15 protein-coding genes are annotated in these 15,597 nt (G+C 41.3%); 5 read left to right on the top strand and 10 right to left on the bottom strand.

The annotated features are described in order from the left end of the window. Nucleotides 1-305: 305 nt before the first annotated feature. The 5 genes from GJU41_RS05995 to glsA form a co-directional block, all read right to left on the bottom strand. Entirely contained in the window at nucleotides 306-1,727 is a 1,422-nt protein-coding gene (locus GJU41_RS05995; protein ID WP_154318156.1) for a cryptochrome/photolyase family protein, read from the bottom strand. Nucleotides 1,728-1,852: 125 nt separating this feature from the next. Continuing rightward, nucleotides 1,853-5,296, bottom strand: a complete 3,444-nt coding sequence (gene pyc, locus GJU41_RS05990) for a pyruvate carboxylase (protein WP_070879038.1) — start codon at nucleotides 5,294-5,296, stop codon at nucleotides 1,853-1,855. Nucleotides 5,297-5,371: 75 nt separating this feature from the next. Further along, on the bottom strand, nucleotides 5,372-6,574 hold the full coding sequence (locus GJU41_RS05985; protein WP_070879037.1) for an FtsW/RodA/SpoVE family cell cycle protein: 1,203 nt from the start codon (nucleotides 6,572-6,574) through the stop codon (nucleotides 5,372-5,374). A 297-nt stretch (nucleotides 6,575-6,871) separates the two neighbouring features. Then, the gene (locus GJU41_RS05980; RefSeq protein WP_070879036.1) at nucleotides 6,872-7,153 is read right to left on the bottom strand and encodes an Fpa/YlaN family protein; all 282 of its coding nucleotides are present in this window, start codon (nucleotides 7,151-7,153) and stop codon (nucleotides 6,872-6,874) included. A gap of 124 nt (nucleotides 7,154-7,277) precedes the next feature. After that, nucleotides 7,278-8,207: a glutaminase A gene (gene glsA / locus GJU41_RS05975; protein WP_154318155.1), complete on the bottom strand. Its 930-nt coding sequence runs from the start codon at nucleotides 8,205-8,207 to the stop codon at nucleotides 7,278-7,280. 119 nt (nucleotides 8,208-8,326) lie between these two features. Here glsA and GJU41_RS05970 point away from each other — a divergent pair, with 119 nt between their 5' ends. Beyond that, nucleotides 8,327-8,821, top strand: a complete 495-nt coding sequence (locus GJU41_RS05970) for a hypothetical protein (protein ID WP_070879034.1) — start codon at nucleotides 8,327-8,329, stop codon at nucleotides 8,819-8,821. A 68-nt stretch (nucleotides 8,822-8,889) separates the two neighbouring features. Here GJU41_RS05970 and GJU41_RS05965 read toward each other — a convergent pair whose 3' ends face one another. Further along, nucleotides 8,890-10,218, bottom strand: a complete 1,329-nt coding sequence (locus tag GJU41_RS05965; RefSeq protein WP_070879033.1) for a PhoH family protein — start codon at nucleotides 10,216-10,218, stop codon at nucleotides 8,890-8,892. 171 nt (nucleotides 10,219-10,389) lie between these two features. Here GJU41_RS05965 and GJU41_RS05960 point away from each other — a divergent pair, with 171 nt between their 5' ends. Continuing rightward, complete coding sequence (locus GJU41_RS05960; protein WP_070879032.1) at nucleotides 10,390-10,998, top strand: YhcN/YlaJ family sporulation lipoprotein; 609 nt, start codon at nucleotides 10,390-10,392, stop codon at nucleotides 10,996-10,998. A 53-nt stretch (nucleotides 10,999-11,051) separates the two neighbouring features. On the opposite strand, the gene GJU41_RS05955 is transcribed toward GJU41_RS05960, so the two are convergent. Continuing rightward, nucleotides 11,052-11,507, bottom strand: a complete 456-nt coding sequence (locus tag GJU41_RS05955; RefSeq protein ID WP_070879031.1) for a pyridoxamine 5'-phosphate oxidase family protein — start codon at nucleotides 11,505-11,507, stop codon at nucleotides 11,052-11,054. A gap of 406 nt (nucleotides 11,508-11,913) precedes the next feature. Between GJU41_RS05955 and GJU41_RS05950 the strand changes: the two genes are divergently transcribed. Together GJU41_RS05950 and GJU41_RS05945 are read left to right on the top strand one after the other, a co-directional pair. After that, nucleotides 11,914-12,114 carry a YlaI family protein gene (locus GJU41_RS05950; protein WP_070879030.1) on the top strand — a complete coding sequence of 67 codons (201 nt, stop codon included), beginning with the start codon at nucleotides 11,914-11,916 and terminating at the stop codon, nucleotides 12,112-12,114. After that, nucleotides 12,114-12,545 carry a hypothetical protein gene (locus GJU41_RS05945; protein WP_154318154.1) on the top strand — a complete coding sequence of 144 codons (432 nt, stop codon included), beginning with the start codon at nucleotides 12,114-12,116 and terminating at the stop codon, nucleotides 12,543-12,545. Before GJU41_RS05950 ends, GJU41_RS05945 begins: the two co-directional genes overlap by 1 nt. Nucleotides 12,546-12,553: 8 nt before the next feature. Here the strand turns inward: GJU41_RS05945 and GJU41_RS05940 are convergent, their stop codons facing one another. Genes GJU41_RS05940 through typA form a run of 3 tightly spaced genes read right to left on the bottom strand, consistent with a single transcriptional unit; the run spans nucleotide 12,554 to nucleotide 15,040 of the window. Continuing rightward, complete coding sequence (locus tag GJU41_RS05940) at nucleotides 12,554-12,838, bottom strand: hypothetical protein (RefSeq protein ID WP_070879028.1); 285 nt, start codon at nucleotides 12,836-12,838, stop codon at nucleotides 12,554-12,556. Next, nucleotides 12,835-13,158, bottom strand: a complete 324-nt coding sequence (locus GJU41_RS05935) for a YlaH-like family protein (RefSeq protein ID WP_070879027.1) — start codon at nucleotides 13,156-13,158, stop codon at nucleotides 12,835-12,837. The genes GJU41_RS05940 and GJU41_RS05935 overlap by 4 nt, the downstream gene beginning before the upstream one ends. A 37-nt stretch (nucleotides 13,159-13,195) precedes the next feature. Further along, nucleotides 13,196-15,040: a translational GTPase TypA gene (gene typA, locus GJU41_RS05930; protein WP_070879026.1), complete on the bottom strand. Its 1,845-nt coding sequence runs from the start codon at nucleotides 15,038-15,040 to the stop codon at nucleotides 13,196-13,198. Nucleotides 15,041-15,180: 140 nt separating this feature from the next. Between typA and GJU41_RS05925 the strand changes: the two genes are divergently transcribed. Then, a complete protein-coding gene (locus tag GJU41_RS05925) occupies nucleotides 15,181-15,366 on the top strand; it encodes a YlaF family protein (RefSeq protein ID WP_070879025.1) in 186 nt (61 codons plus the stop codon). Nucleotides 15,367-15,597 lie beyond the last annotated feature (231 nt).

Genomic DNA, 15,597 nt, shown 5'->3' with positions numbered 1-15,597 from the left:
CATCCTCTTTCGGCTGGCTTTTTTTGATTCATTGTTTTCTCTAGAATCATTGAGAGTTTATGACTTCGATAAACGCACCCTCCGCTAGATTTGACTTCTAAAAGAGCTGATTTGATACCCCTTTCTTCACCTTTTCTTGATGAAATGTCCTCATAGCCCTGCTTTGTTTCCTCTTTTCTCACCTTTTCTCGATGAAGTGTCCTCATAACCCTGCTCTGATTTCTCCAACAAAAAAGCACACCAAGCGGTATGCAAATTTACTGTTATTTTAAATTTATTAAACTTTCATTGCTCGTCCCTCTTTTTTACATTCCCTTAAACATTTCAATCGCTTTTTTCCTTTGCTCGCCGTGTTCAACTGTAGGCGCAGGATAGTCCTCACCGATCCTGCAGTTCGCCCGTTTCTGCTGATCATCGTTCATTTTCCAAGGTTCGTGAATGAACTGGGCATCGACATCTTTTAGTTCGGGTACATATTTCCGGATGTATTCTCCATCAGGGTCGAATCTTTTCGACTGTGTGACCGGATTAAACACTCTGAAGTAAGGCACGGCATCTGTTCCTACTGAAGCTGCCCCCTGCCAGCCGCCAATGTTGGATCCCGGCTCATAATCTACCAGCTTTTTCGCAAAATATTCTTCTCCCAGGCGCCAGTCGAGCAGATAATCCTTCGTTAAAAAAGAGGCAGTAATCATCCTTAACCGGTTATGCATCCAGCCTTCAGCGTTCAGCTGCCTCATTCCCGCATCTACTATTGGATATCCGGTCTTACCGTCGCACCAGGCTTTTAACCGCTCGTTATTTCTGCTCCAATTTATTTTGTGATACCGTTCATCTGCCTCTTCAACGGCACTGTTTGGAAATTGGACATAGACCATATTATAAAAATCCCTCCAGGCAAGTTCTTTTACAAAGGTTTCTTTGCCGCTGTCCTGATCTCCCTCAATCTGTGAGATATAATGGTAAACCGTTCTTGGAGAAATGGCTCCAGTTTTTAAATACCTGGAAAGCTTGCTTGTCCCGTTTACAGCGGGAAGATCCCGTTTTTTATGATAATCCTCTAATTTATCTGAAGTGAAGCTTTTTAACGTTTTTAAAGCAGCTGCTTCTCCAATGTCCTCTCGCTTTTCAAAATCTCCTGCTGTTTCTTCAAGCTCGCGGCTTCCATCTGATGTTAATTTTTCAAACCTGCCGGCGCGTTCAGCAAGGGTCTTTAAATTTATTTGGAGAGGCCTGCTCTTATCAAGCTTTCTCCACGCATTGTAATAAGGAGTAAAGACTTTATAAAACTCTCCATTCTGCTTTTTCACTTCCAGTGCGCCGTGAAGAAAATGATCCTGGGACGTATAGGCTTTTCTATTTTTATCATGAATGAGCTTCATGACCTCTTCATCGCGTTTTTTTCCGTAGCCAGTCTCATCTTCATTGAAAAAGAACATCTCAATCTCGGGAATGTTATCTTTTAAAGTAGTAAAGACCTTATCTGTCTCTCCTGATAAAAGGTGAAACGCAATGTTCTTACTCTCACACTCTTTCATGAATAAATATAATGTCTGAAAGAAATACTGATGCCGTTTATCTAAGCTGTCACTCAAAAAGTGAGGATTCACCTGAAAAAACAAGAACAATCTTCCATCATTCTTTTCTGTCCACTTCATCGCATTTGAAAGAGCTGTATGATCCTGCAGCCTTAAATCCCTGCGAAACCAAACTGCCGCTGTTTTCATAGTTTATTCACCTCATTCTAGATTGTAGCGAGTTCAATTCAATTATGAAAGAATGGATGGGTTTTTGTATCTGATCCAAATGCAAGTTAATCCATAAAAGAAAAAGACAGCCCGGAGGCTGTCTTTTAATGACTGATTTCAATTAATAAATCACCAGTTTGAATGGCTTCACCATTTGATACATGAATATCCTTGATCGTTCCTGAGAACGGCGCCTGAACGGTTGTTTCCATTTTCATTGCTTCAGTCAGGAGCAAATGATCGCCCTTGCTGACTTTTTCGCCTTTTTCAACTAAAACCTTGATGACCGTACCAGGCATTGTCGCTCCGATATGATCTTTGTTGCCTTTATCTGCTTTCATTTTCGCTGTGATTGTCGCTTTAATGTTTTCATCACGGATAATGACCTCGCGCGGCTGGCCGTTTAATTCAAAATAAACGACGCGTGTTCCATCAGGCTGAGGCTCTCCAATTGAAACCAGTTTTACGATCAGCGTTTTCCCCTGTTCGATTTCAACTTCAATTTCTTCGCCAAGTCTCATTCCATATAAGAATGTCGGCGTATCAAGAACCGAAATATCCCCGAATTGTTCAAATGTCTTTGCATAGTCCATAAACACTTTTGGATAAAGAGCATGAGCGATCGCATCAAAGCTTGTCACTTGTCTATTTAAGCTGTGGAACAGCTCTTCTTTCAAAGCGCCAAAGTTGACCGGCTCAAGCAATTCACCAGGTCTGACCGAAATCGGTTCGCGGCCTTTCAAGATAATGCGCTGAAGTTCTTTCGGAAAACCGCCGTGAGGCTGTCCGAGATATCCTTCAAATAATTCAACAACGGAATCCGGGAAATCAAGCGTTTCTCCGCGCTCATAAATATCATCTTCGATTAAATTATTTTGAACCATGAAGAGGGCCATGTCGCCGACTACTTTTGAAGAAGGCGTTACCTTAACTAAATCTCCAAACATATCATTTACGCGGCGATACATCTCTTTTACTTCGTTCCAGCGGTCATCCAGTCCAACAGCTTTTGCCTGCTGCTGAAGATTGCTGTATTGTCCGCCGGGCATTTCATGCATGTACACTTCCGAATGAGGCGAATTCATACCGCTCTCAAAATCCTGATAATAGTGTCGCACGCCTTCCCAATATTGAGACAGTTCTTCTAATGCTTCAATATCAGCTTTTGGCCGGTGGTCCATTCCCTGCAGGGCATGATAGAGAGAATTTGCGCTCGGCTGTGAAGTTAAGCCGGACATAGAGCTTACAGCTACATCCACAACGTCGACTCCAGCTTCGATCGCTTTGGCGTATGTGAAAATACCATTTCCGCTCGTATCATGTGTGTGAAGATGAATTGGAATGGAAATCGTTTCTTTTAAAGCAGAAATCAGATCATAAGCAGCCTGCGGCTTAAGCAAGCCTGCCATATCTTTAATTCCCAAGATATGAGAACCTGATTCTTCCAGTTCTTTAGCCAGATTTTTATAATATTCCAGATCATATTTCCTGCGGGAAGGATCTAAAATATCTCCGGTATAGCAAATCGCAGCCTCGGCAATTTTATTTGATTTTCTGACAGCTTCAATTGCAGGGCGCATTCCTTCAACCCAGTTCAGGCTGTCGAAAATACGGAAAACATCTATTCCTGCATAAGAAGACTTTTCTACAAACTCTTCAATGACATTATCCGGATAATTTTTATAGCCCACTGCGTTTGATGCACGAAGAAGCATTTGCAGCAGAATATTTGGAACTTGCTTTCTGACTGTGAGCAGTCTGTCCCAAGGATCTTCTTTTAAGAAGCGGTATGCTACATCAAATGTTGCTCCGCCCCACATTTCAAGTGAAAATAAATTAGGAAGAAGCCTTGCTGTAGGTTCAGCGATATGTTTGATGTCATTCGTTCTTAAGCGTGTTGCCAGCAGGGATTGATGAGCGTCGCGGAATGTTGTATCTGTTAATAGCACCTCATTCTGTTCTTTCAGCCATCTCACAAGACCCTCCGGACCCTGCTCGTCAAGAATCTGCTTTGTTCCGCTTGGAATCGGTTCGGAAAGTTTTACTTTTGGAATGTAGAGCTTATCGAAAACCGGCTTCTTTTTCTTTTCAATGCCCGGGAAGCCATTAACTGTTACATTTCCAATGTAGGAAAGCATTTTTGTTCCGCGGTCTTTTTTCTTTGAAAATACGAAAAGCTCTGGTGATGAATCAATGAAAGATGTATCGTATTCACCTGACATGAATTTCTCATGTTTAATAACATTTTCTAAAAAAGGAATGTTGGTTTTAATCCCTCTGATCCTGAATTCCCTTAAGTTACGGACCATTTTTGCGGCAGCCTGCTCGAACGTCAGCGCCTGAGTTGAAAGCTTAACCAGCAATGAATCATAATGCGGCGTAATAACAGCTCCCTGGAATCCGTTTCCGGCATCAAGCCTTACTCCGAAGCCGCCTCCTGAGCGGTATGCCATGATCTTGCCAGTATCCGGCATGAAGTTATTCAATGGATCTTCTGTTGTAACCCTTGATTGAATGGCATAGCCCGTTACCCTGATTTGATCCTGTGCCGGTATGCCGATTTTTTTGCCATGAAGAGGATAGCCTTCTGCAACCATAATTTGAGTCTGAACAATATCAATTCCTGTAACCATTTCGGTAATCGTATGCTCTACTTGAACACGGGGGTTAACTTCAATGAAGTAAAACTCACCACCCGCAACTAAGAATTCAACTGTTCCTGCATTCACATATTCAACTTTGTTCATCAGCTTAACAGCAGCATCACAAATGTCCTGTCTTAATTTTTCATCTACAGAGACACTTGGAGCGACCTCAACCACTTTTTGATGACGTCTTTGCACGGAACAATCACGTTCAAACAAATGAATGATATTGCCGTGATCATCACCAATAATTTGCACTTCAATGTGCTTAGGATTTTCAATTAGTTTTTCAACGTATACTTCATCGTTGCCAAATGCAGCTTTTGCTTCTGATTTGGCACGTTCATAGGATTCTTTAACAGCTGCAGCGCTGCGCACAATCCTCATGCCGCGTCCGCCGCCTCCAAGTGAAGCCTTAATAATGAAAGGATATCCATTTTCGCGGCCAAAATCTACAACATCTTCTAAGCTTTGCACAGGTCCGTTGCTGCCCGGAATGACCGGAATATCTGCAAGCTCTGCCTGCTTTCTTGCTTTCACTTTGTCCCCAAACATGTCAAGATGCTTAGATTTAGGGCCAATGAAAATAATTCCCTCTTCTTCGCATCTTCTTGCAAAATGAATATTTTCCGATAAAAATCCATAGCCGGGATGAATGGCATCCACATGATTGGCTTTAGCAATTTCAATAATGCCATCGATATCTAGATAAGCATCTATCGGTTTTTTCCCTTCGCCTACTATGTATGCTTCATCTGCTTTGTAACGGTGAAACGAGCCTGAATCTTCTTTAGAATAGATGGCTACCGTCCGGATATTAAGCTCCGTACAGGCACGGAATACACGGATGGCAATTTCACCTCGGTTTGCTACAAGTATTTTCTGAATGTTTTTCTGCGACATAGGAATCCCCCTTAAGCTTCTTCACTTGCACTACTAAAAGTATAACACATTTATAATTAGTATAACACTTTTATTCTATTGAAATGGAACCGTATTACTGTGTGTTTCACTTACCGGCTTCTGTTCAGTCTTCTGATAAGTCGCCCGGTATTTTATAAACATTGATATATTAATGAGAAGCCCCATTGAAAGCATTAATAGCATCATTGAGGAGCCACCGTAGCTTATAAATGGAAGGGTAACCCCGGTAATTGGCAGCAGCCCTGTTAATCCGCCAACATTAATAGCTGTCTGGATCCCAATCATGCTTGAAATGCCAATAGCGAGCAGCGTGCCAAATGCATCTTCACAGTTTCTTGCAATGTGAAAACCTTTCAGTACGATAAATGCAAGAAGGATCAGGACAAACGCTACTCCGAAAATCCCCAGCTCTTCAGAGATGATTGCCAGAATAAAATCTGTGTGCGATTCAGGCAAATAGCCGTATTTTTGTACGCTTTCCCCGAGGCCAAGCCCCGTCAGGCCGCCTGAACCAATGGCGTAATAAGAATTGATTAAGTGAAACCCTGAGTCTTTCGCATCTCCGAATGGATCCATAAATCCGACAAAGCGGCTGACCCGCTCTGTAGTAAAAATCTTGTCCCATTTCAGCAAAACAAGCGGACTGATTGCAGCAAGACCTGCAAGACCCAAGATAATGAGTTTAAAGATATTTTTCATGCCCAGCCCTGAACATAAGACCATCGAAAGAGCGATCATCCCAATGATTGATGCCGAGCCTATATCCGGCTGGAGAATTATCAATACACAGATAAAACCTGTAAAAATAATCGGAGGCAGCACGCCTCTTCCAAAATGATCAATATATGATTGTTTTTTTTCGTACACAGCTGCAAGGTACAGGATAACACTCAGTTTCACAAATTCTGCAGGCTGTACTTTAAAACCGAACAGGGAAAACCAGCTTCTGGCACCGCCTGCAACGGAACCAAATACGAAAATAGCAAGGAGCATCAGGATGGAAAGCATGACTACGCCCCTGATAAAGAAAGGACTTAAATAAGCTCTGTAAGGAAAGAACATTGTAGCCAGAAGGACCACAAACCCTATTGCAATAAAGATTGCCTGCTTTTGAAAAAAGTAATCGCTTGTATAGCCCCATCTGGCGACGGCAGAAATCATACTTGAGCTGTACACCATAACCAGACCAAACCCGCATAAGAGAATAACAGCAAGTATGAGTGAATAATCATATGATTTGAGAATTTTTTTTATCATTTTATCGCTTCCTATCGTGACTTGTTGCTGCATTCTGGATGATTTTATTTTCCTAGTTAGAAATTCGAGATTAAAGCGCAAATTCCTTCCATTATGTTTTCATCTTCCGAACGCACGCCTTATGGTAACCCGGCAAACGTGCGTAAACAAGATATAAAGGTATGTAGGTCTTTTGTTCCGGTATATATACCTGTTAAGCTCAGACGTATATTACATAGATCCATTATCGTTTTTTGATGACTGGCGAGCTTTATAAAAAAACTCAAACTGTCTAATTAAACAGTTTGAGTTTTATTGTTATTTCTTTGTGAACGCCTCGTGCAATGCCGACATTTCTCTTTCGAGTGTGTCTAGGATGGCTTTGCCTTCCCGCTCATCAATCAGATTCAGCCTTACGGCAAAATCAATTTCTCTTGATAGTCCAAACATTTGTGTATCTAAAACCTCTTCATAAAGAGGACATTGAGGCATCGTCAAATTGTCCATTTGGACTTGAATCAGCTTCGTAATTTTATCAGCATCTGCCTTTAAGAGCGCAAGTGCTTTTTCTCGATGATCAATCGCAATCTCAGACGCCAATTGAACCCCTCCGTTCCCGAGCGATTACCCTAATCTATCTATTAATATTATAGGGAAAATAGTAAAAAATCAAGAAAAATCAAGGTGTTATTCATAAGTGAACTTGTTCCCGCACAAAGCTTCATCAGAAAATGCTTAATTCATACTTTTCAGATAAAAGATGCAGCAGTTTTATACCAGCAATGCTGTTCCCTTTTTTATCAAGAGAAGGCCCAAAAATTCCGATTCCAAAATGATAGGGCACGATCCCCATAATACCTCCGGACACTCCGCTTTTGGCAGGAATTCCCACTTTTATCGCAAACTCTCCAGAAGCATTGTACATGCCGCATGTCACCATAAACGTTTTGCAGATACGCGCAATATCTTTCGGGATGATTTGTTTTTCTGTTTGAGGATGTTTGCCGTCAAGGGCGAAGACTGCCCCGATTTTCGCCAGATCGAGGCTGTGCATTTGTACGGCACATTGCTTTGAATATAAATCAATTAAATCCTCTACATCACCATCAATGATGCCGTCTTTTTTCATAAAATAACAGAGAGACCTGTTCAGCCAGGCGTTTTCAAATTCAGAAGAAGCGATCTCATGGCAGACTTTAATATCCTGATTGAAGGTTAATTCTTTTGTAAAAGCTAAAAAGCGGGATAGTTTTTCTTCCTTGTCAGATCCTTTAATCATATTTGTAACAGCAAGTGCTCCTGCATTAATCATCGGATTCAGCGGCCGCTGATTTTCATGAGTTTCAAGCTTGACGATTGAATTAAACGGATCTCCCGTCGGTTCCATGCCCACTTTATCAAATACATAGGATTCCCCATGATCCATCAGTACAAGAGCAAGCGTCAGCACTTTTGATATGCTTTGCAAGGTAAAGCTTTTTTCAATATCTCCAGCTGACATACAAGTATTTTCAACATGATATATCGCAACGGATAAATCACCTTGATCTGCTTCTCCTAGTGCAGGAATATAGTCAGCAATCTTGCCATCCTTCGTTACTTCCCTTGCAATGCTGACAAGCTCCGCCAATTCTTCACTGGTTTGACATGGCATGGTCTGTTCACCTCTTCATTCAGTATGAGGTGTTAGTTTGCCCAAAAACTGTCATGCCGATGTCCCCCATGACAAATTCACAGAAAGCGCTTATACTTTTAAAGAAAGGACGTGTAGCAATGGATTCAATCATTTTAATTAAAGGAAATATTGCCTTTCCAATTACACTGGATCCCGGTGTATGGATATTTGATGACAGAAAAGTCGATCTGACTGTTTATTTTGATGAAAACAAAAAAGAACGGAACGAATTGGAAGAGTACACTAAGGCAGTCTCTAAACACTGGGATCAGGAAATCCGCGAAGGAGCAAAGCTCCCAGAAAACAAAAATAATAAGCGAACTGAAAAAGAAAGAATCTTGAATGGAACGTTTGGTATACCGTTTCTTCCATTCCTTAAAAATGCGGAGCCTGCTCAGGCAGCAGAATATGCTGTATTTAAAACTGGGCAAGGAGACGTAAGAATGTCACTTGAGGAAGCATCTGCCCTCATCCTTGGATTCAGTAAGAATGGCAAACCCCTTACTGACGAAGGTCCTGTTACTCTCTATTACGGAGATGGCAGCAACCGCGATAATCCTATTACGAACATAAAAGAAATTATTATTGAGTAAGAAAAGCCGCTTATGACAGCGGCTTTTCCCATCTTTCACAATAGCTGTGTTCGCATTGATTGCATCTTTCACAATAAATCTGCAGCCAGCTGAGCAAGGCCGGAGCGCTCCCCTTTTACTAATCTGACATGCCCCGCAATATACTGATCCTTAAACTTCTCTACAACATAGGTTAAGCCATTATTGTATTCATCAAGGTAAGGATGATCGATTTGCTCAGGATCTCCCATTAAGACAATTTTGCTTTTTTCCCCTACTCTGGTCAAAATCGTTTTTACTTCGTGTTTCGTTAAGTTCTGAGCTTCATCAATAATAATGAACTGCTCAGGAATACTTCTGCCGCGAATATACGTCAGGGCTTCTACTTCTATTGATCCCATCCCTGCTAAAATGGCATCCAGCTCGCCAGGTTTTTTCGCATTGAAAAGATATTCTAAATTATCATAGATTGGCTGCATCCACGGTCTTAGTTTTTCCTGTTTTTCACCAGGAAGATAGCCAATATCCTTCCCGACAGGAACGATTGGTCTTGCAACGAGCAATTTTTTGAACGTCCCTAAATCCTCTGTCTGCATCAGACCTGCAGCCAAAGCGAGCAGCGTTTTCCCAGTGCCTGCTTTTCCAATTAGTGTGACCAGAGGCATGTCATTTCTGAGAAGCAGCTCCATCGCCATCGTCTGCTGGACATTTCTTGGCCGTATTCCCCAAATGTGATCGTGATCAAATACGAGCCTCTTTACCTTTTTTCCTGTTTTATCAACACATCCGATTGCTGAAGCAGAGCCGCCAAGCGCATTTTTCATGATGACAAATTGATTAGGGTAAAATGGATGATTCGTCACTTCAGACAAAATCAATTCATTTTTCTCATAAAATCTGTTTAAATCATCACCGCTTATATACAAATCAAGAAAGCCTGTATAGATTCTGTCAATTTCAACAACCCTGTCGCTCAGAAAATCCTCAGCCAGCAGTCCGATCGCATCAGCTTTTACCCTGACCAGCGTGTCCTTGCTCACAAGGATGACTGGCCGCCCGTTCTCCGTTGTTTCCTCTTCAATTGAAAGATTTTTCGCCACTGCAAGAATGCGATTATCATTTGTTTTTTCTATAAAAATTTCCTGAAGTTCATGAAATGAGCGATGATTCAGCTCAATCCTCAAAAATCCGCCGCTTGGCAAAGGAATTTTTTCATGAAGCTTTCCAATCAGCCTTAGGCTATCAATCAGTTTGGAAACATGTCTTGCATTTCGTCCTATTTCATCCATATACCGCTTTTTTGAATCGACTTCTTCAAGAACGACTGCCGGAATCACTACTTCGTTTTCTTCAAAAGAAAAAATGGAATTCGGATCTTGCAGTAAGACATTCGTATCCAAAACATAGATTTTACTCAACCTTCCGCCTCCTACCCAGTTCAGGTTTTTATAGTGTACTGCACGTAAAAGTCAGACGAAGATAATCAAGCTGTAATTGAAGCGTTGCTAAAATATATGAATTGGTGCATAAAGATAGAAGATTTATTAGACAATAAAATTAAAAAGCATGGTCTAAAAAGGAGTGATTTCATGCGCAGCTTTGTTTTTTCAGCAATGATTATTCTGCTCGCTCTATCAGGATGCCAAGCAAATCAGGGCTCTCAGGGCGACACACCCGAAGATCACAATGGAAAACCCATTAATGTTCGAAACACAGTAAATGAAAATGTGGAAAAAAAATCAGGTGAACAGATTTCAAAGCGCCTGGTTAATCTTGCAGGACGTGTCCCTGGTGTAAATGATGTCAGCGCAGTTGTACTTGGCAAATATGCAGTTGTAGGCATTGATGTAAATTCAAAACTTGACCGCAACAAGGTTGAATCAATTAAATACGCGGTTGCAGAAAGCATTCAGCATGATCCTTACGGGGCAAATGCTGTCATTATCGCTGATGCGGATACCACAGTCCGTCTGCGGGAAATGGGCAAAGATCTTCAGCAGGGACAGCCTGTTGGAGGCATCCTTGACGAGCTTGCCGCAATCGTCGGCCGCGTTATGCCTGAAATTCCCAGTGATATGCTGAATAATCAAAGAAACAGACCAACAGAGCAAGATAATGATCAGCTGAACAAAAAAGAGCAACAAGAGCTTGACCGCGAGCAGGAAGATCAGTCAGAAAACCATTTAAATAAGAACTGATTACTTCCTTTTCAACTAAAATCCGGATTGAAAAAAAGCTTAGATTTCCTAATCTAAGCTTTTTTCATTGCTTCTAACACCTGACTGTCAAGCTTTGCTGCTGCTTTTTCATCATATGTTTTTTCATATGCAGGTTCGGCTGATATTTTTGACCCGTAAAACATGACATCACGGACTTCAGATATCTTAATCTCAATTAAAGCAAGTTTTAATGGGACACCCTCAAGCTTTTCAATTTTGACATGGGCATGGCCATTTATAGAATATGTAGACTCATTTGCCAGCAGCGTAATAACCGCAGCAGGATGTTTTTTTACGTTTTCAACAATTCTGGACCGATTATCGACAGCCAGATAAACCCGTTCTAAATCAGGGGCATACACCCATGATACGGCTGATACGTTTGGAGATCCTGTTTCATGATCAAGAGTTGCAAAAACAGCAAATCTTTCTTTTTGGAGATTGTCAAACAAAGGCTGAATCAATTTTGTTTCTACCTTATTAGCCATTTTCTTCCCTCCATTAAAGTTGTATAATGCTATCATACCTTTTTTTATTTTTGTTTCCAACTGTTATATCATTTAGAAAAGCGGAACCAACTGGTTAGCTCCTTAATAAATGGCACTTAACGCATAGATTGATGTTTCCATTATTAATTTTGTCTTTTTCTTTCCGCTCCAGGAACTTGCTTTCCGCGGGGAGGGTTGGAGCCTCCTCGGCATGCCTGTGGGGTCTCCAACTTCCCTCTAATTCCCGCAGGAGTCAAGTTCCTTCCGCTGCAATCCACTTAAGGCTTCTAACAATTAATTTATAAATAATAGAGCCTTATAAGATGATTTATCAGATTATAGCCATTTAACAACTAATTTAAAAATTTTATTCAACAATTTCAGAAAAAGAATGATGAGGTGTACCATGAGAGTAAAATGTGTTTTATGCGATAAAGTAGAAACCATTGATGATGAAACGCTTCAGGCGAAGAGGCTGCGAAACCGTCCGATTCATACGTATATGTGCAGTGAGTGCGACCTGAGGATAGAAAATCGGACAATTGAACGTGCTAATACTGGAAATTTCAGATTGTACAGAGATAAGAAAACAGAGGATAACTGGTAGTGGTTAAGAGGGGAGCTCTTATTGGCCTGATCAGCGGTATTGTTCTTGGTCTTTTTTTAAAATCAGCTGAAATAGTCAGTGGTGAAAAAGTCTATGTGCTTTTGCTTAACATTGATTTTATTTACAAAGAGCCTCTCCCTGAGCTTTTTGAATTTGTCCTCCATTTGGCTGTTGCTGTCATAATTGGAGTTCTGTATGTTTTCACTTTAACCTCTTTTAATATCACATCACAGCTGAATAGATGGCTGACAGCATTTGCGCTGACTCTGCCTGCTGTTTTATTATATTTCCCTTTAACGATCCTTTCTGTAAGAGAGACGCCGGCAATAGACGACTTTGAAGCACTTACATGGTGGACAGCGGGTCACATCCTTTTTGCGGCTGCAATGGCTGCGTCAGCTAAAAATATGCACAAAAAAACACCTCATTAAGAGGTGTTTTATTTGTAATTTTGATACTTTTCAGGTTCTGCCTCAATCTGATCAATCATACTGTCGATTAATTCTGCCGGAAACCTGGATGATTTAGGCTCGCCATTCAGTGTGTAGTTCACAAGATACATGATATCATCTTTGTGAACTTTTACATCGGCAAGATCATGGTTTTCTTTAAGCAATTCATCAAACAGCCTGAATGTATCCACTGCTGCAGTATCTTCAGGACGGGCATCCGCTACAACTTTAATGGAGAGCCAATTATAAAGCGAGTCCTGGAGAGATCTCATGTTGCAGCATTCCGCTCAGCTTTTTTGGACTGGTGCAGACGAATCTTATAGATAATTAAGATGAGTGCTGCAACAATCAGGCCTTCTGCCACAGGAAGAAATGCGCCTAAAAAGGTTAAAACTGTACACCCGAACATTAAGAACAAATAGATAACAATTGCCTTAAGCAGGGGAAGCTTTTTAGCAAACCCCAGCTTAAATACGACAATTGATAATCCGAGAATGACCAAGTATAAAATATTTGCCCCCATTTGAGTATCAGGTTCAGTTGCAGTATAAATGGCATACGCAACCGGCCACATACTTTCGTAAACGTTCATCCCGTGTTCCCCTCCATTGCATGTCTAGGGTTATCTCTTACAGCAAGCCAGCTAATTTTTTCTTTTTAGCTTGTTTTTCGCGCTCATTCTTATCAAGAATTTTCTTTCTTAAACGAATAGAAGTTGGTGTAAGCTCACAGTACTCATCATCGTTCAAGTATTCAAGAGATTCTTCAAGAGACATGATGCGAGGTTTTTTCATTGTGCTTGTTTGGTCTTTATTTGCAGAACGGATATTTGTTTGCTGCTTCATTCTGCAGATGTTGACAACAAGGTCATTTTCACGATTGTGTTCTCCGACGATCATGCCTTCATACACGTCTTTACCAGCATCAAGGAAAATGATTCCGCGGTCTTCAACACCTTGAATACCATAAGTTGTTGATTTTCCGTTTTCCATAGAGATTAACACGCCTTGACGACGTCCTCCAACTTGACCCGGCTGCATTGGCTGATAGCTGTCAAATGTATGGTTGATGATGCCGAATCCGCGAGTGATTGACATGAATTCTGTAGAGTACCCGATTAATCCTCGTGCAGGCACGTTGAAAATTAAACGGACTTGACCGTTTCCGTTATTGATCATATCAAGCATTTCACCTTTGCGGGCACCGATTGATTCCATTACAGAACCAGTATGCTCCTCAGGTACATCAATTTGAACGCGCTCAACAGGCTCACATCTTACCCCATCAATTTCTTTTACGATAACTTCTGGTTTAGATACTTGAAGCTCATAGCCTTCGCGGCGCATGTTCTCAATTAGTATTGAAAGATGAAGCTCTCCGCGGCCTGAAACAATCCATGCATCTGGAGATTCTGTGTTTTCTACACGCAAACTAACATCAGTCTGCAATTGAGACATTAAACGCTCTTCAATTTTACGTGAAGTCACATATTTTCCTTCGCGGCCTGCAAACGGACTGTTGTTTACAACAAATGTCATTTGAAGAGTAGGCTCATCAATGCGAAGGATCGGCAATGCTTCCTGATGCTCAACCGGGCAAACTGTTTCCCCTACGTTGATGTCTTCCATTCCAGAAACAGCCACTAGATCTCCTGCTTTTGCGCTTTCAATTTCTACGCGTTTTAAGCCCTGGAAACCGAATAATTTTGTTACACGGAAGTTTTTGAAAGAACCGTCAATTTTCATTAATGAAACCTGCTGTCCTACTTCCATTGTTCCGCGGAATACGCGTCCGATTCCGATACGTCCGACATAATCGTTGTAATCAAGAAGAGCTACCTGGAATTGAAGAGGCTCATCTGTGTTATCAACAGGAGCTGGAATGTGCTCAACAATTGAATCAAACAATGAAACCATGTTCTCTTCCTGATCAGCTGGGTCCGGGCTTGTGCTTGCTGTTCCGTTCATAGCTGAAGCAAAGATAACCGGGAACTCAAGCTGCTCTTCTGAAGCATCAAGTTCAATAAATAAATCAAGAACTTCGTCTACTACTTCCTCTGGACGGGCAAAATCGCGGTCGATTTTGTTTACAACAACGATTGGCGTTAAGTTTTGCTCAAGCGCTTTTTTAAGAACAAAGCGTGTTTGAGGCATACATCCTTCATAAGCGTCAACAACCAGCAATACGCCGTCAACCATTTTCATGATGCGCTCAACTTCGCCGCCGAAGTCGGCATGTCCTGGTGTATCCATGATGTTGATGCGTGTATCTTTATAATTAATTGCCGTATTTTTTGCTAAGATCGTAATTCCGCGCTCGCGCTCTAAATCATTGGAATCCATCGCTCTTTCAGCAACTTGTTCGTTCGCACGGAACGTACCTGCCTGATGAAGCATTTTGTCGACAAGAGTCGTTTTTCCGTGGTCTACGTGGGCAATAATAGCAATGTTTCGAATATCATTTCGAAGTTTCACATTTTCATCTCCTAAAAAATTAAAATAACCTTATGTATTATACCACAAACTTTTATAGAAAAAAGGAATCATTTTATGTAAACTGATAAATGGGGCAAAAATTGCTGTCCAAACGGTTATGGAAGGGGATGAAAAATCAGATGAAATCTGGAAAATGGATCTTCTTTCTTTTAGCATTCATTGCAGCCGGATCGATGGTTAGCGTCGGCATTGCAGTTGGTGAAAGAAGTATTTTAGGCATAGTGATCTCTATTCTTGCCCTTATTGCGGCAATGGGCTTTGGATTTGCAACAAAAAAGAAAATGCGGGATAAAGGAATTCTTTAACAAAAATCGGAGCCATGTCTCCGATTTTTTTATTTGTTTAGGAAATTATAAAAGGTAATTGGTTGTGGATAATGAAATAAAGTTATCCACGTCCAGCTCCAGCGCCTAGATCCTCGGTCAGAACGAATCCGCCAAAAAAGTCGGGACCCGGACTTTTCTGTCGGATTCTTATCTGCCTGTCGGATCTGACCAAGGCGCTTGCGCTTTTGTTCTTTTCCGCATAAAAACCCC

Source organism: Metabacillus idriensis, from assembly GCF_009674765.1.
In the GTDB taxonomy this organism is placed as follows: domain Bacteria; phylum Bacillota; class Bacilli; order Bacillales; family Bacillaceae; genus Bacillus_P; species Bacillus_P idriensis.
The sequence above is the reverse complement of the archived record's forward strand: the minus strand, read 5'-3'. Positions and strand labels throughout refer to the sequence as shown.

What these genes read in the sequence shown, in the direction of transcription:
- GJU41_RS05940 (WP_070879028.1), bottom strand. Translation starts at nt 12,838, where the DNA reads ATGAGATCTCTCCAGGACTCGCTTTATAATTGGCTCTCCATTAAAGTT.
- GJU41_RS05960 (WP_070879032.1), top strand. Translation starts at nt 10,390, where the DNA reads ATGCGCAGCTTTGTTTTTTCAGCAATGATTATTCTGCTCGCTCTATCA.
- GJU41_RS05985 (WP_070879037.1), bottom strand. Translation starts at nt 6,574, where the DNA reads ATGATAAAAAAAATTCTCAAATCATATGATTATTCACTCATACTTGCT.
- pyc (WP_070879038.1), bottom strand. Translation starts at nt 5,296, where the DNA reads ATGTCGCAGAAAAACATTCAGAAAATACTTGTAGCAAACCGAGGTGAA.
- glsA (WP_154318155.1), bottom strand. Translation starts at nt 8,207, where the DNA reads ATGCCATGTCAAACCAGTGAAGAATTGGCGGAGCTTGTCAGCATTGCA.
- GJU41_RS05970 (WP_070879034.1), top strand. Translation starts at nt 8,327, where the DNA reads ATGGATTCAATCATTTTAATTAAAGGAAATATTGCCTTTCCAATTACA.
- GJU41_RS05925 (WP_070879025.1), top strand. Translation starts at nt 15,181, where the DNA reads ATGAAATCTGGAAAATGGATCTTCTTTCTTTTAGCATTCATTGCAGCC.
- GJU41_RS05955 (WP_070879031.1), bottom strand. Translation starts at nt 11,507, where the DNA reads ATGGCTAATAAGGTAGAAACAAAATTGATTCAGCCTTTGTTTGACAAT.
- GJU41_RS05995 (WP_154318156.1), bottom strand. Translation starts at nt 1,727, where the DNA reads ATGAAAACAGCGGCAGTTTGGTTTCGCAGGGATTTAAGGCTGCAGGAT.
- GJU41_RS05935 (WP_070879027.1), bottom strand. Translation starts at nt 13,158, where the DNA reads ATGAACGTTTACGAAAGTATGTGGCCGGTTGCGTATGCCATTTATACT.
- GJU41_RS05950 (WP_070879030.1), top strand. Translation starts at nt 11,914, where the DNA reads ATGAGAGTAAAATGTGTTTTATGCGATAAAGTAGAAACCATTGATGAT.